We start from the raw sequence: 14,632 nt of genomic DNA on the forward strand, positions 1-14,632 counted from the left end.
GGCGTTGACCGCCGCGTCCGCGGCGAGGTCCAGGTCCGCGTCCGGCAGCACCAGCATGTGGTTCTTCGCCCCGCCGAGGGCCTGCACCCGCTTGCCGTGAAGCGCCGCGGTCTCGTAGATGTACTTCGCGATCGGGGTCGACCCGACGAACGAAATCGCCTGCACGGCCGGGTTCACCAGCAGAGCGTCGACGGCCTCCTTGTCGCCGTGCACGACGTTCAAAACACCGTCGGGCAGGCCCGCCTCGGTGAAGAGGGCGGCCATCCAGTTCGACGCCGACGGGTCCTTCTCGCTGGGCTTGAGCACGACCGTGTTCCCGGCCGCGATCGCGATCGGGAAGTACCACAGCGGCACCATCGCCGGGAAATTGAACGGGCTGATGATGCCCACCACACCGAGGGCCTGCTTGAGCGTGNCACGCCCGTCGACACGTTCTCCGAGTAATCGCCCTTCATCAGGTGCGGCATCCCGAGCGCGAACTCGACAACCTCCAGCCCCCTCGTGATCTCGCCGAGCGCATCCGCGCTCACCTTGCCGTGCTCGGCGGTGAGGATGTCGGCCAGCTCGCCCTTACGGGCGTTGAGCAGCTCACGGAAATTGAACATGATGCTCTGGCGCTTGGCCTGCGAGGTGTCACGCCAGGCCGGGAAAGCGGCCAGGGCCGACGCAATCGCGACGTCGACGTCGGCCGTGCTGGCCAGGCTCACGTTCTTGGCGACCTGCCCGGTGGCCGGGTTGAACACCGGCGCGGTGCGGGTCGAGGTGCCGGCGGCGGCGGCCCCGTCGATCCAGTGGCTGATTGTGGGAATAGCGTTCATTGTCATCTGTCGATTCTGTCGGTGTTGTGGTTTGCGGGTGTCGCGGTGATCGAGCCGCGGTGATCGAGCTTGTCGAGATCAGGGTCTCGACAAGCTCGACCACCGATCAGTTGAGCAGGTCGAGGCTGAGCACCTCGTCGTAGACGGCCAGGGCCTCGGCGACCTCGTCATCGGTCACCACGCAGGGCGGCACGACGTGGATGCGGTTGTCCGCGAGGAACGGCAGCAGGCCCCGGCCGAGCAGCTCCGCCTTGATCCGCCCCATCACCGCGCCGTTGAGCGGCTCGCGGGTCTCCCGGTCGGAGACGAGTTCGAGCGCCCAGAACACACCCTCACCGCGCACCTCGCCGATGACCGGGTGCTTCGCCTGCAACTCGGCAAGCCCCGGCGCCAGCACATCGCGGCCGATCCGGGCCGCGTTCTCCACGATGCCCTCGTCCTCCATCGCGTCGAGCGCGGCCACGATGGACGCCATCGCCAGCGGGTGACCGCTGTAGGTCAGGCCGCCAGGGAAGACGCTCGTATCGAAGGTGTGCGCGATCGAATCCGAGATGATCACGCCGCCGGTCGGAACGTAGCCCGAGTTGACGCCCTTGGCGAAGGTGATCAGGTCAGGAACGACGTCGTAGCCCTCGAACGCGAACCAGCGCCCGGTGCGCCCGAACCCGGCCATGACCTCGTCCAGGATCAGCAGGATGCCGTAACGGTCGCACAGCGCCCGCACCCCCGCCAGATACCCGGGCGGCGGCACCAGCACGCCGGCCGTGCCCGGGATCGATTCGATCAGCACGGCCGCAATCGACGTGGGGCCCTCGCTCTGGATCATGCGCTCCAGGTGGCGCAGGGCGCGTTCGCATTCCTGCTCCGGCGATGTCGCCCAGAACTCACTGCGGTAGAGATACGGGCCGAAGAAGTGCACGTGTCCGCGCGCGAATTCGTTCGGGATGCGGCGCCAGTCTCCGGTGGCGACAATGGCCGAACCGGTGTTGCCGTGGTACGAGCGGTAGGTCGAGAGCACCTTGTCGCGACCGGTGTGCAGCCGCGCCATCCGGATCGCATTCTCGATCGCATCCGCCCCACCGTTGGTGAAGAAGACCTTGTTGAACCGTTCCGGCGCCCGGCCGACGATGCGCTTGGCTGCCTCGCCCCTGGCCAGGTTGGCTGTCGACGGAGCGACGGTCGCCAGCGTCCCGACCTCGTCGATGATCGCCTTGACGACGGCCGGATGCTGGTGGCCGATGTTGACGTTCACCAGCTGGCTCGAGAAGTCGAGGTAGCTGCGACCGGCGTTGTCCCACACGCGAGAGCCCAGCCCGCCGGCGATCACGAGCGGGTTGAGGGCGCCCTGCGCGGACCAGGAGTGGAAAACGAAGGCACGATCGAGCTCGACCGTGCGCTGGTCAAGCCCCGCCCCTGCGGTGGCATTGGCGGCGGTGGCATTGGCGGTGGAGTCAGTGACCGTGGTGTCATTGACGGTTGTGGCAGTCACGATTATCGAGTGTCTTTCTGTAGTGAGGTTGGGCGGTGGAGCAGCGGTTCCGGGTGGCGTGGTGCGAGTGGCTTGATGCGGGGCTGTTGCAGTTCCGCGTCAGAGTTCCGGCCGGACGATTGACCGTGGTGCGAGCCCGAGGCTGCGGGTGTGCTGCGCGATTTCCTCGAGGGACGCGACCCACACACCCGGGGTTGCCATGACCTCGGCCATGAGCTCGCCCAGCTGCCTGGCTCTCCCCGGGCGGCCGGAGAGGAAGGGATGATTCGTGAGCACCCAGCATCCGCCTTCGTCGTGGAGCCCCTCGAATTCGCTGGTCCAGAGCTCGCGGGCCTTGGCCGGCGTCTCGATCAGGCCGCTGCCCGAGATGTCCGGGAGGAAGCAGTACTGCTCCCAGTCGTCCAGCGCCCACTGGATGGGGATTTCAACGATCGACTCCCCGGAGCCCGGCGTGATCGCAAGCTCGTAGGGAACATCGGCGTCCATCAGGCTCGAGTCGTAGAGGAATCCACGCGCGGCCAGCAGCGCCGGGGTCTCCCAGGACAGATCCCACATCGGCGCCCGGTAGCCAACCGGCCGCACGCCGGCCACCTCAGCCAGCGCGTCCAGTCCCCGATCGAGGTTGTCGATCTGACCGGCGAGGTCGACGGCGCTCGGCTGCTCGTGCAGGTAGCCGTGGTGTGCGATTTCGTGGCCGGCCCTGGCGATGTCCCTGACAATTCCCGGATACCGGTGGGCCGTGTACCCCGGGACGAAGAACGTGGATCGGATCTGATGATGGTCGAGCATCCGCAACAGCCGGGGAACGCCCACGAGCGGGCCGTAGGCCTGGTGGCTCATCACGCTCATCCGGTCGGCGTTCCCCGGTGCGTTCCAGAGCACGGCCGACTCGGCATCCACATCGAAGGTGAATGCCGCTGCCGACTGCTTCCCCTCCGGCCATCGGATGGGGCCTGCGGCAGTCATTCGCGGCGCTGCGCAGACATGATCGTGATCAGCTCATAGGCAAGATTCGCGGCCGCCACGGCCGTGATGGCCGCGTGGTCGTAGGCCGGGGACACCTCGACAATGTCGGCGCCGACGATCTTGTTGTGGCGGAACCCCCTGAGCACCGCGAGGAGCTCCCGGCTTGTCATGCCGCCGGCTTCCGGCGTGCCGGTGGCGGGCGCGAATGCCGGATCCAGCACATCGATGTCGATCGAGATGTACACGGGAGCGTCGCCGACCCGCTCCAGCACTCGCTCCAGGATGCCTTCGACCCCGATGCGGTCGAAGTCGCGGCAGTGCACGATGGTGAAACCCATTTTCTCATCATCGGTGAGATCCGCCGGGTCGTACAGCGATCCGCGGATTCCGACATGGGCCGACCGGTCCTTGCGGATCAGCCCTTCCTCCGACGCGCGGCGGAAGGGGGTGCCGTGCGTGTACGGCGCGCCGAAGTAGGTGTCCCACGTGTCGAGGTGTGCGTCAAAATGCACCAGGGCGACCGGGCCGTGCTGGGCGTGGGCCGCCCGCAGCGCCGGGAGCGCGACGGTGTGGTCGCCGCCGAGGGCCAGGACGATGCGGCCGTCCGCCATCAGCTCGGCGAGCCCCGCCTCGATCTCACCGAGCGCCTCGACGATGTCGAAGGGGTTGCAGGCGATGTCGCCCGCATCGACCACCTGCGCATCTGCGAAGGGCATCGAGTCGAGGGCGGGGTTGTACGGGCGGAGCAGGCGGGACGCCTCACGAATCGCCGAGGGGCCGAAGCGCGCTCCGGGACGGTAGGTGACCCCCGCGTCGAAGGGGATGCCCACAACCGCCACGTCATAGTCCGGCACGTCCTCGAGCCGGGGCAGCCGGGCGAACGTGGTCAGGCCGGCGTAGCGCGGGGACTTCTGGCCGTCGACCTGGCCCACCGGCGTGCTTCGGGCGCTGATGTCGGGAGTGTTCATGGCGTTTTTCCTTCTGTGTGCTGTGCCGCCCGGAGGCGTGAAGAATCTGGAATCGGGGGCATGCTCACGCCCGCCCTCTCGTGGAGCCGCCGTTGACCTGCACCACCTGGCCGATGATCGCGGAGAGTCGGAAATCGCAAAGTAACGCGACCGCCGCCGCGATTTCGGGCGACGTGCCGATCCGGCCCAGGGGGATGCTGCCGGCATAGACGGCCCGCATCTCGTCCAGGGAGATCCCGGCGCTTCGGGCATCGACCTCGAGCTGAGGGGTGTCCGTCACTCCGGGTGCGACCGCGTTGACGATGATGCCCTCGGGGGCCAGTTCGCGGCCCAGCGTCTTGACCAGCGAGATCAGGCCGGCCTTCGAGGCCGAGTAGGCCGTCGCGTCCGGCCACCCCGTGACACCCCACTCGCTGGAGATCACCACGATGCGTCCGGCTCCGCGACGTCGCATCCCCGGCAGCACAGCCTGGACGAGGTGGAACGTGCCGCCGAGGTTGGTGTCGATGACTTTCCACCAATCCTCGGGGTCCGCGTCCAGGAACGGCCCCATGGTCATGAAGGCGTGGTTGGCGACCAGGACGTCCACCGGGCCAAGTTCCTGTTCGACCCGCTGCACCAGCGCGCGCACCTGATCCGGGTCCGACACGTCCCCGGGTACGGCCAGTCCTGACAGCTCGAAGGCGAGGGCCGCGAGTTCGGCCGAGGCCTCCCGGTCGTTCACCGCCACGGTGGCGCCCGAGGCGGAAAGCCGGCGGGCGTGCGCCGCTCCCATGCCCTGCGCGGCGCCGGTGACGAGAACGACCTTGCCTTCGAGATCGGGGTAAGAACGGCCTGTGTTCTCGGGCATCAGATCACCGCTCCGGCATTGGGGTTGAGGGTTTCGCCGACACAGAATGTGCCCTCGTCGAGAAGGAATGCGATGCAGATCGCGACTTCCTCCGGCGAGGTCAGCCTGCCCAGGGGAAGAGTGGAGAGGTATTCCGGGGCGCGCCACGGCGAGTCGGCCGCGAGCAAGGGCGTGTCGGTTGGGCCCGGCGCGACGGCATTGACCCGGATTCCGCTGGGTGCGGACTCCGCGGCGAGGCTGCGTACGAGGCCGAGCAAGGCGCCTTTGGCCGCCGCGTAGTGTGCGTCATGGGACCCGCCGCCGATGGCCAGTTCGCTCGTGATGGCCACAATCGACCCGCCGCCGGCCGTGGTCATTCCCGGCATCACCGCGCGACTGAGGTTGACGAATCCGCCGACATGCACCGAGAGCATCCGGCGCCAGTGGTCGAGCGTGACCTCGGACACGGGCAGCATTTCGTAGTAGCCGGCGGCCGAAACCGCGGCCGAAACCGGCCCGAGTTCCTGCACGACCCGGGCGACCGCGGCCCTGACCTCCTCCGGGTTGGCCATGTCGACGCACGCGTCGAAGGAGCACTGCGGCGAAGGCCTCAGGTCGAACCCGGCGACGGTCCAGCCGCGGGACTCGAGTTCCGCGGCGGCGGCCGCCCCGATTCCGCTGGCGGTGCCCGTCACGATGGCCACCTTGCGTGCCGCCGGGTCATGGCTCATGAGAAGTGCGGTTCCTTTTCCGAGAGGTTCTCCGGAGGCAGGAGCTCTTCGGGCATCCGGTACTCCAGTCCGGTGACCACGGGAATGCGCTTGTGCACGGACAGGTAGATCACCGTTCCCACGACGCTCAGCACCGCTACGGCGATCCAGATCGACCAGTCGAGGAAGGACTCTTCGTACACGGGCCGCGGCCAGGCGATATTGAGGAACTCGAAGGTAGCCCAGATCAGCGCGACGACGGCGAGCGGGAGCGTTGCCTTGCCGAGGGTGAACGGGCCGGCACGCCAGCGTCCGCGCAGATTCACAACAACGAATCCGACGAGCGGGAACAGGAATGAGAGGAAGAATCCGCCGGAGGTGAAGTTCAGCATCAGCGTGTAGACGTTCTCAGCCACGTCGCTCAGGAGGAACAAGGCGCCGCCGACGACCATCGTGATCAGCAAAGGGCCCACGGGCTGGCGCTGTTTCCGGCTCAGTCGGGACAGCATCTTCGAGGCCGGCAGTGCGCCATCCCTCGCGAAGGACCAGATCATTCGTGAGGCCGAGGTCTGCAGGGCCAGGAAGCTGGCCAGGAAGCCGATGACGAAGAGGATCTCGACCGGCTTGGCGATCTGGCTGCCGAGCTGCGAGGTCAGAGTGAAGTTCACCGGGTCCGCGACGCTGCCGCTGCGCACGGCGTCCAGGTCCGGGACGGCGAGGATGAGGGCGAGGCTCGTGTACATGACGACCACCGCGATGAAGATGAGTGCGAAAAGGATCGCCTTGGGGAGGTTCTTGCGCGGCTCATTGACTTCTTCGGCAATCGCGCCGGCGCTCTCGAACCCGACGAATGAGAAGCCGATGAACACCATTGCGAGCAGGAATGGACCGCTGAGGGACAGGTAGTCCGTGCCCGGTGCGAGGCCCGCACTCCCATCGAACAGCACGCTGATGGAGTTGTGCTGGTGGAAGAACAGGAGCCAGGTGCCGAGGCCGAGCGAGCCGATGATTTCAGCCACGATGCTGGCGATCATGAAGACCTTCAGCACCATTCGGCCGGCCAGGTTCACGGCCGTTCCGAGCACCAGTACCACGAGCGCAATCCATGCCTTGTCCACTCCGGTGGGGTTCTCGATCCCAATGACGTTGGCGATGAAGCCCGCCGCTGCGATGGCGACGGTTGCCATCGCGATGAGCAGGGTCCACATGTAAGCCCAGCCGGCAAACCAGCCGAATGCCTTGCCCCCGAGGCGAGCCGACCACTGGTAGATCGACCCCTCGATGGGCCAGCGAGAGACCAGCATCGCGAAGACGAGGGCGACCAGGAGCTGGCCGCCGAAGACGATGAGGAAACCCCACCAGAAGGACGGGCCGGCGATGGACAGCGCGACGCCGAAGATCCCATACAGCGCGACGATCGGCGAAATGAAGGCGAAACCGAACGCAAAGGATGAGAAGAGATTGAAATCTCGTTTGAGGGTGATGCCTTCGGTGGCAGACACCGTTTCGGTGTGGGTCATGGTCTGGTCTCCTTCGACTCTCGCAATTATGAATTGATTCGGGTTGCGGCGGCCACTTTCGGCCACAACTTAGGAAGAACCACCGGTAACAGCGGGTGATATTGTAGGAAGCCACAAGCAATTGCAGGCGCATCCACGTTTATTGGCAGTTTTTTCCGGTATTTCGAGTTGAGGATAGTAGAAGTGGCTAAATCGATCGCTCCCGCCTTTGGCCTGGAACTGGGGGAGCTCGTCGATGTGGCCGAGCTGGGGCTCCGCCTCGTCGTCGGCTCCGAGTGGGCGCTCCCCCGGGTCGTCAGCTGGGCGCACGCCACGGAAATGACCGACCCCAGGCCACATCTGCGCGGATCCGAGCTGGTCTGCACGGTCGGGTCGGCGCTTCTCACCACCGCCAGTTGCGCGAGGTTGGTTGAGGCGGTCCACGCGACCGGCTCGGCCGGGATCTGTCTCGGTATCGGCGAAGTCCACACTCAAATCCCGCGGGCATTGATCAGGGAATGCCGCAGGCTGTCCGTTCCCCTCATCGAAATGGCGCACGGGGTCCCCTTCCTGGCGATCAATGATGTTCTCGCCGACGCGCGCGTTCGGGCTCAGTCCGGCAGCAGCCAGCGGAATGCAGAGCTGGTCAGCACGCTGCTCGCGGCCCTTCGCGAGAACGCGCCGATGGAAGACATCCTGAGCGTGTCTTCCGCGGCCCTCGGTGGTTCGCTCAGCTACCAGCTCGTCGATCCGGCCACGGAGCCGCCGCCGACCGCAACCCTCAACGCGGTGGTTGACGACGCCCCGGGGTCGCTGTCGGTCAGGACCGCGGAAGGAAACCTCCTGGCCTGGCAGGGTCAGCCTCCCTCGCCCGATGCCGACGTGCTCGGCCAGATCGGCCGGGTGCTCGAAATCGCCAGGCACGAGAGGGTGGACCGCGACAATGCGGCCCGCCAGCGCATCGGCCAGTTGTTCGCCCTGGTCTCCGAGGGGCTCGCCGACTCGGCGGCCCTGATGCCGGAGTTGCAGAGGGCCGGCCTGGTTGGGAAGTCCCTGACAATCTCGGCCTGGCCGGCCGAGACGGCCCCCCTCCTCGCCGCGCACCTGCCCGGCACGTTGATCGCAGACGCCCCCGAAGCGACCTTCGTCGTCACAACCGGCCCGGAGACCGTCTACGACACTGCCCGCGATCTGGGCCTGGTCTGCGGCCACGGGAGCCCGGTCGACGTCTCCCAAATCTCCCGCGGAATCGGAGAAGCCCGCGCAACGCTTCGCCTCGCGCGCCGTCACGGCAAGGTTGCCGGCCCGGAAAGCCTGACCAGCCTGACCGGGCTGCTCGAGCAACAACCGCCCGTGAGGCTGGTTCCCTTCATCGACCAGCTCGTGCGTCCGCTGCTCGAGCATGACGCCCGTCGCGGAAGCCAGCTCCTGGCAACCCTCCGAACGTTCATCGAGCAGCAGGGGTCCCTGCAGGCGACCGCCGAGGCCCGGTATCTTCATGTCAACACGGTCCGCCATCGACTCGGACGCATCGCGGATATCGTCGGCCGCAACCCACTGGAAGACAATGACCGGGCCTCCCTTGCCATTGCGCTGTGGGCCTATGACAGGTCGCGACGATACGTTCCCTGACCCACGGGGAGAGCTGACCCGACGGACGCGCGACGCTGCCGGAGGATCATCACGAATGCAGTTCCAATCAGGCCCAGTCCGATGACCTCTCCGCCGAGGACGCCCCACAGGCCGAAGGCGATCTCATAGGTGACCCAGGTGGCCACGCCGAAGAACATCACGGCTTTGACGTGCAGCACGTCACGAAGCGACAGCGCGACGATGACGAGCCCCGAACCGAGAATCGGGAGCCACGCGGCCCACCAGGTCGGTATTCCGTTGAGCCCCAGGTATGCGACCCAGATAGCGGTGACGAACGCCGGAGTCCACCAGCGGCCCCGCACCCACGCAGGCTCGTCAGGGCGGGCAAGCATCCAGCCTCGCACGGCTGCGATCGCGGGTATCGCGGCGGTCCCGGGCATGCCCAGGAACAAGTACGAGGCAGACAGGATGACGGACGCCACCGCATTCCGGACGACGGTGGTGCGGCGTTGCCTCGACCAGTGCGACCAGAGGATGACGGCGATGCCCATGAACCCCAGGGTCTGGCCAACCCACCACATCCAGTCCACGCCTGTCTCCGCACTCGTTGTCATTGCTGCTGGTACACCTGAGGCCAGGCGCTCAATCAGGCCTCCCGGCCGACACCCATTTCCTCGACCTTTGTATCGTGCTGCTCGTAGATGAACTCCTCGATCGGGAAGGGCTTGCGGCCCATCGCATGCGCGAGCAGGAGCTGCGAAAACACGATCTCGACGATCGGCCGCACGAAACCGTCCAGGCTCGGGTCCAGGGGCACAATCGTCAGATTAGCGTGACCTGCGGATGGGATCGCGCTTTCGGGCGCGGCCGTCACGAGTATGACGCGCACGCCCGAGTCCACTACGGCGTCCGGAACAGTGAGTTCCCGCCCGTCCCCGAAGATGATCAGGACGGTCCCCGGTGCAGCCGATTCCATCGGTCCATGCAGGTACTGGAACGTCTCGTAGCTTCCGCTCGGGATGCGCAGCCCCTCCCGGATCAGGAGCGCCGTTTCGGCAGCCGACGCAAAGGATGTTCCCCGGCCGATCACATCGATGGCGTCCGCCTCTCCGACGAAACGGCTCACGCTCTCGGCAATCGAGTCGAAGGCGTTCAGGGCGCCTTCGACGATCGCGGAAATCTGCTCGACCTCCGGGCCGGCGGGCACGATTGCCAGACGATCCAGTAGCAGCGCGTAAGCCAGCAGCGTTGCCGTGTAGCCGATCGTGTAGACGGGCGAGTCGTTGAAGCCGCCCAGGCCGAGCGGAGCGTCAATCACCTCCCCGATCTGGGCTTCGGGAAAGTTGCTGATTCCGATTCGGCGCCCGACGGTCAGCCCGCGGGCCGCCTCGATGGTCTCGGGGCTCCGACCGGATTCGGAGACGACCACGTAGTGGTCGGCCGGCTGGAATCCGTCGGCAGCCAGCAGGACATCCGACGCCGTGAGATTGACGGCCCGGAAGCCGGCTTCCGCCAGCACCGCGACGAACGCGTTGCCGCTGTGGCTGGATGCGCCCATCGCGACGACCGCGACGGTTTCGCCCGGCATCCACTCGGCCAGCCGAGCGCGCTGCAGGTCGCGCGTCAGAGCGAAGTGGGCGAGAGCGAGCTCCTTCGGCTGAGCACGAATGGCGTCGACGAACAATGCGTTGTGTGACATGTGTGGTCCTATCCCTTGACTGCCCCGGCAGCCATGCCGGAAACGACAAAGCGCTGGAAGACGATGGCCACGACGAGGGGCGGAAGGGCCGCGAGGATGCCGCCGGCAGCGACGAGCCCGAAGTCGGTCGTGTAGCGACCGGCGAATTCGCTGATGGCGACGGGAAGTGTCTTGGCGGCATCCGACGACGTGAAGATGAGCGCGTACATGAACTCGTCCCACGCCAGCAGGAACGAGAACATGATCGCCGCGAAGATCCCCGGTCGAGCAGCGGGAAGGACGACCCAGAACAATGCGCCCAGGCGGGTCGTACCGTCGATGCGTGCCGCCTCCTCCAGTTCTTCGGGAATCGTCATGAAGTAGTTGCTAAGGATCCAGAGCACGAACGGGATGACGAGCGCGCAGTCCACGAGGATGAGCCCGGTCGTTGTGTCCAGGAGGTTGAGTGAATTGAGGATGAGGTAGAGCGGGATCAGGAGCGCGATTTGCGGGAGCATGTACGTCGCCAGGAAGACCATGAGAGTTGCGCGCCGGAAGCGGAACCGCAACCGGGCGAAGGCGTACGCGCCCAGGATGCCGACGACCATGGAGATCGAGACCGTGCCGACCGCGACAACGGCCGAGTTCACCATCGCCGCACGGAACGTCGCACCGACGCTATCCGAGCCGCCGGTGAAGATCTGGGAATAGCGGCTGAAATCGAACTCGTCCGGGATCCAGCGAAGGGGTGTCGTGATCAGGACGCGCTGCGGCGTCACGCTCGCCATGATCATCCAGGCAAACGGCGCGAGGATCAGAAGCGAGACGACACCCGCCGCGGCGTGAACAAGGATCGAATTCCGAGTGGATCTCTTCACAAGAGACTCATTTCTGATCTGCGGAGCAGTCGGAGGTATATCGCGCTGAGGGCCAGAATGACGACCACGATGATGTACGAAAGCGCAGAGCCGACGCCGAAGTTTTGATCGGAGAATGCGGTCGTGTAGGCGTAATAGGCCACCGTCTGGGTGCCGTTTGCCGGGCCGCCGCGCGTCATCGCGTAAATGATGTCGAAGACCTTGAACGCCTCGACCGTTCGAAGCACCAGGACTATCGAGATCGAAGGAACCAGCATGGGCAAAACGACCGAACGAAAAATGCGCGGCCAGCGCGCGCGATCCAGTTTGGCGGCCTCGTAAAGCTCCGGCGGTATCGACGTGAGTCCGGCGAGGAGGAAGAAGGCGACGAGCGGAGTCGTCTTCCATACGTCCGCCAGGATCACCATGTTCAGCGCCGTGGTCGGATCGCCGAGCCAGGCCTGGTATTCGTCGATGATTCCCAGTTGCGTGAGCAGTGCGTTCAAGGAACCGTATTGCGCGTTGAAAATGCCCTTCCACATGGCCGCATTGACGATTGTCGGAATTGCCCAGGGGATGACCACGATCGCCCGGAACAGCCAACGGGCCTTGAGCTTCGCGTTGAGCAGGCCGGCGACGATCAGGCCGAACGTGAGCTCAAGCGCGGTCGAAACGATCGTGAAGTACAGCGTGCGCCCCATCGAGTCCCAGAAGGAAGCGCTGGTGAGCACGTGTACGTAGTTGTCGATGCCGACGAAGGGGGTGTCTGTTGCCAGCGCGGAGGTGACCTCGAAGAAGGAGATGAACAGGGTCCGGATGATCGGATAAATGATCACGCCGAAGACTGCCACCGCCGCGGGAAGCAGCAGCCAAAAGGCCAGCCGGCCCTGCTTCTCTCTTCTGCGCCGAGGAGGGTTTCCCGGGGAAGGACTCCCCCCAAGCGTGTCGGTATTCTCCGCGCTGACAACTGACATGTTCGCTACCCGAGGTTCGCGTTCGCCGCTGCGACAGCGTCATCCATCGCCTGCTGCGGGGTCTTCTTTCCCAGCAGTGCGTTCTGGATTTCAACCTGCAGAGTCTGGGAGACCGAGTTGTAGTTCGGCACCGGCGGGCGGAGGATCATCGAGTCGTAGGCGACTCCGGCGGTCTCGAAGACCTCGGGGTTCGACTCGGTGACCTCCGGCTTGGTGTAGCTCGACTTCCAGTTGGTCATCGAGCTCTTGACGTACTGCTCCTGGACGGACTGGCTCGTCATGTACTCAATGAACTTCCAGGCGGCAAGCTGGTGCTTCGACTTCGCGCCGATCGCCAGTGCCATCGAACCATTCACACCCGGGTGGTCTCCGTTCGGACCTGCCGGCGTGGGTGTGACAACGACCTGGCCGACCACCTTGGAAATGGACGGATCGTTCTGGTCGCGGAAGGTTGACTCCCAGTTGATCTCCATGGCCGTCTTGCCTGCAGCCATGGACTTGTTCGCATCGTCTTCGAGGAAGGTCAGGGAGGCGGGGTCGGTCAGGCCGTCGTCGATGGTCTTCTTCATCCAGGCGAGCGCTTCGACACCGGCGCCCTCGTTGGTGACCAACTTGCCGCTGGAGTCGGTGAACTCTCCCCCGAATGCGCCCAGCAACTGGGCGTAATCACACACGAGGGCCTCCGCCTGGGACCAGCTCCAGGCGAGCGGGTACTTCACCAGGCCGGCATCCTTGATCTTCCTGGCAACGGCGAGAACGCCGTCCCAGGTCGTGAGGTCGCTCTGGCTGGCGCCGACCTTGGCGACCATCTCCTTGTTGAAGAAGAACATCTTCGTCGATGGGCCCCACGGCACGCCGTAGAACTTGCCCTGATATTCAGCAGACGTGAGCGCGCCACCCAGCATCTCGGACTTCCAGCTCTCGGGGAACCGTTCCGTGACGTCCGTGATGATGCCCTTCGACGCAAAGTCGGCGGGCCAGATCACGTCGAGGTGAACCACGTCGTACGTGCCTGCCGGCGCCGAGGTGACGATCTTGTCGTGCAGGGCCTCGTAGGCGACGAACGTCGGCTTCACGGTTATCTTCGGGTTCTTCGACTCGAAGTCCTTGATCATCCCGGCGACGTCACTTTCGGAGTAACCGGCCTGCTTCATGAACAACGCGTTGATGGTCCCCGTGCCGTCGCCCTCCGTGTCGCCGCTAGACGTGCCGGCGCCGGTGACGCTGCAGCCCGACAGCACCAGTGCTGCCGCCGCCACCAGGCCGATCCCTGCGATTGAGCGGTGTGCCCGTTTTGTCCTGTGCATCATGCATTCCTCCTTGAATCATTGAATAGCGTCTGGATGGGAAGTTTTCTGGCTAGCTCGATCGCTCCCGCAACGGGGGCAACCGACAAAAGGTGCACCGTCAACCCGAGGTCGAGATCCTCGATATGGCTCAGAAGCGCCTGATACAGGCGCGGCTGGTTCGTGACGACTCCGCCGGCGCAGACGACATCTGACCCCAGGGCGCCCCGACGACAGACGAGCCCGACGTCCGACGCGAGTTCCTTCGCGGCGTTGTCTACGACGGATGCGGCCAGCTCACTGCCGGCATCCGCGCAGGCAAAGACGAGCGGAGCGAGGCTTCCCCATGTCGTCAGGCGCGGATTCGCCGTGAAGGCATAGGAGAGTGCGATCTCGTCCTCGACTCCGAAGTGCGTCATCAGTTCGCGACCGAGCAGGTCCACCTCCCTACCCTCATCGAGGGCGCCGAGCACGGCGCGGACGGCGTCCCGAGCGAGCGCGGCAGCGCTGCCGGGGTCGCTGAGCAGAAAGCCGTGGCCGCCGGCGGAAATGAGCTCGCCGTCGCCCGCGTGCGCCACGACTTTGGAGCCCGTGCCGACGACAACCGCGATGGCCTCGTCGAATCCCGCAGCGGGTCCGAGGAGTTCTACATCGTTGACCGCGCGGATCGCGCCGCGGTGATTTTCAGCCAGACGCGCTTCAAACTCCAGGCGTTGCCATTCGCTGTCCAGTCCGTGGGCGCCGATCAGGAGAGGAGCATCTGTGGCTCCGGCGACCTCGCGGAAGAGATCGACCAATCGGACGACATTCTCAGTGTCGTCCAGTAGTCCGCCGCGCTGCCAGCCGCTCGTGGGCACAGACCGGTCCAGAACGACCCTGCCCGCGTCCTCGATCAGGACGTGGGTCTTCGTTCCGCCAATGTCGATGCCGACCAGCAACGTTGCTCCTCATCATTCCAGGACCGG

13 protein-coding genes and 1 pseudogene are annotated in these 14,632 nt (G+C 65.6%); 1 reads left to right on the plus strand and 13 read right to left on the minus strand.

From position 1 onward, the window contains the following. The 7 genes and pseudogenes from E3T33_RS09520 to E3T33_RS09550 all read right to left on the minus strand — a co-directional run. A pseudogene (locus tag E3T33_RS09520) lies at positions 1-824 on the minus strand (aldehyde dehydrogenase family protein); the annotation flags it as partial. A gap of 100 nt (positions 825-924) precedes the next feature. After that, positions 925-2,307 carry an aspartate aminotransferase family protein gene (locus tag E3T33_RS09525; RefSeq protein WP_134575205.1) on the minus strand — a complete coding sequence of 461 codons (1,383 nt, stop codon included), beginning with the start codon at positions 2,305-2,307 and terminating at the stop codon, positions 925-927. A gap of 99 nt (positions 2,308-2,406) precedes the next feature. Beyond that, a complete protein-coding gene (locus tag E3T33_RS09530) occupies positions 2,407-3,273 on the minus strand; it encodes a polysaccharide deacetylase (RefSeq protein WP_092324516.1) in 867 nt (288 codons plus the stop codon). Next, on the minus strand, positions 3,270-4,241 hold the full coding sequence (gene speB, locus E3T33_RS09535) for an agmatinase (RefSeq protein ID WP_134475936.1): 972 nt from the start codon (positions 4,239-4,241) through the stop codon (positions 3,270-3,272). The genes E3T33_RS09530 and speB overlap by 4 nt, the downstream gene beginning before the upstream one ends. Positions 4,242-4,305: 64 nt before the next feature. Next, positions 4,306-5,091, minus strand: coding sequence for an SDR family oxidoreductase (locus E3T33_RS09540; RefSeq protein WP_134575206.1), 786 nt, complete (start codon positions 5,089-5,091; stop codon positions 4,306-4,308). Next, the gene (locus E3T33_RS09545; protein ID WP_134575207.1) at positions 5,091-5,801 is read right to left on the minus strand and encodes an SDR family oxidoreductase; all 711 of its coding nucleotides are present in this window, start codon (positions 5,799-5,801) and stop codon (positions 5,091-5,093) included. The genes E3T33_RS09540 and E3T33_RS09545 overlap by 1 nt, the downstream gene beginning before the upstream one ends. Then, complete coding sequence (locus E3T33_RS09550) at positions 5,798-7,300, minus strand: amino acid permease (protein WP_134575208.1); 1,503 nt, start codon at positions 7,298-7,300, stop codon at positions 5,798-5,800. Before E3T33_RS09550 ends, E3T33_RS09545 begins: the two co-directional genes overlap by 4 nt. A 183-nt stretch (positions 7,301-7,483) precedes the next feature. On the opposite strand from E3T33_RS09550, the gene E3T33_RS09555 reads away from it, so the two are divergent. Continuing rightward, positions 7,484-8,911, plus strand: a complete 1,428-nt coding sequence (locus E3T33_RS09555) for a PucR family transcriptional regulator (RefSeq protein ID WP_134575209.1) — start codon at positions 7,484-7,486, stop codon at positions 8,909-8,911. Here the strand turns inward: E3T33_RS09555 and E3T33_RS09560 are convergent. Genes E3T33_RS09560 through E3T33_RS09585 form a run of 6 tightly spaced genes read right to left on the minus strand, consistent with a single transcriptional unit; the run spans position 8,881 to position 14,605 of the window. Further along, positions 8,881-9,486, minus strand: a complete 606-nt coding sequence (locus E3T33_RS09560; protein WP_134475941.1) for a YgjV family protein — start codon at positions 9,484-9,486, stop codon at positions 8,881-8,883. The genes E3T33_RS09555 and E3T33_RS09560 overlap by 31 nt on opposite strands. Positions 9,487-9,518: 32 nt before the next feature. Then, positions 9,519-10,571 carry an SIS domain-containing protein gene (locus E3T33_RS09565; RefSeq protein WP_134575210.1) on the minus strand — a complete coding sequence of 351 codons (1,053 nt, stop codon included), beginning with the start codon at positions 10,569-10,571 and terminating at the stop codon, positions 9,519-9,521. 8 nt (positions 10,572-10,579) lie between these two features. Beyond that, positions 10,580-11,428: a carbohydrate ABC transporter permease gene (locus E3T33_RS09570; protein ID WP_134475943.1), complete on the minus strand. Its 849-nt coding sequence runs from the start codon at positions 11,426-11,428 to the stop codon at positions 10,580-10,582. Continuing rightward, complete coding sequence (locus E3T33_RS09575; protein WP_092324503.1) at positions 11,425-12,381, minus strand: sugar ABC transporter permease; 957 nt, start codon at positions 12,379-12,381, stop codon at positions 11,425-11,427. The genes E3T33_RS09570 and E3T33_RS09575 overlap by 4 nt, the downstream gene beginning before the upstream one ends. A gap of 5 nt (positions 12,382-12,386) precedes the next feature. Beyond that, a complete protein-coding gene (locus E3T33_RS09580; RefSeq protein ID WP_092324501.1) occupies positions 12,387-13,691 on the minus strand; it encodes an extracellular solute-binding protein in 1,305 nt (434 codons plus the stop codon). Next, positions 13,688-14,605 carry a BadF/BadG/BcrA/BcrD ATPase family protein gene (locus E3T33_RS09585; RefSeq protein WP_092324500.1) on the minus strand — a complete coding sequence of 306 codons (918 nt, stop codon included), beginning with the start codon at positions 14,603-14,605 and terminating at the stop codon, positions 13,688-13,690. The genes E3T33_RS09580 and E3T33_RS09585 overlap by 4 nt, the downstream gene beginning before the upstream one ends. Positions 14,606-14,632: the final 27 nt, after the last annotated feature.

Origin of the sequence: Cryobacterium sp. TMT1-2-1 (assembly GCF_004403955.1) — a bacterium.
GTDB lineage: Bacteria > Actinomycetota > Actinomycetes > Actinomycetales > Microbacteriaceae > Cryobacterium > Cryobacterium psychrotolerans.

What these genes read in the sequence shown, in the direction of transcription:
- E3T33_RS09530 (WP_092324516.1), bottom strand. Translation starts at nt 3,273, where the DNA reads ATGACTGCCGCAGGCCCCATCCGATGGCCGGAGGGGAAGCAGTCGGCA.
- E3T33_RS09550 (WP_134575208.1), bottom strand. Translation starts at nt 7,300, where the DNA reads ATGACCCACACCGAAACGGTGTCTGCCACCGAAGGCATCACCCTCAAA.
- speB (WP_134475936.1), bottom strand. Translation starts at nt 4,241, where the DNA reads ATGAACACTCCCGACATCAGCGCCCGAAGCACGCCGGTGGGCCAGGTC.
- E3T33_RS09560 (WP_134475941.1), bottom strand. Translation starts at nt 9,486, where the DNA reads ATGACAACGAGTGCGGAGACAGGCGTGGACTGGATGTGGTGGGTTGGC.
- E3T33_RS09565 (WP_134575210.1), bottom strand. Translation starts at nt 10,571, where the DNA reads ATGTCACACAACGCATTGTTCGTCGACGCCATTCGTGCTCAGCCGAAG.
- E3T33_RS09545 (WP_134575207.1), bottom strand. Translation starts at nt 5,801, where the DNA reads ATGAGCCATGACCCGGCGGCACGCAAGGTGGCCATCGTGACGGGCACC.
- E3T33_RS09580 (WP_092324501.1), bottom strand. Translation starts at nt 13,691, where the DNA reads ATGATGCACAGGACAAAACGGGCACACCGCTCAATCGCAGGGATCGGC.
- E3T33_RS09540 (WP_134575206.1), bottom strand. Translation starts at nt 5,091, where the DNA reads ATGCCCGAGAACACAGGCCGTTCTTACCCCGATCTCGAAGGCAAGGTC.
- E3T33_RS09575 (WP_092324503.1), bottom strand. Translation starts at nt 12,381, where the DNA reads ATGTCAGTTGTCAGCGCGGAGAATACCGACACGCTTGGGGGGAGTCCT.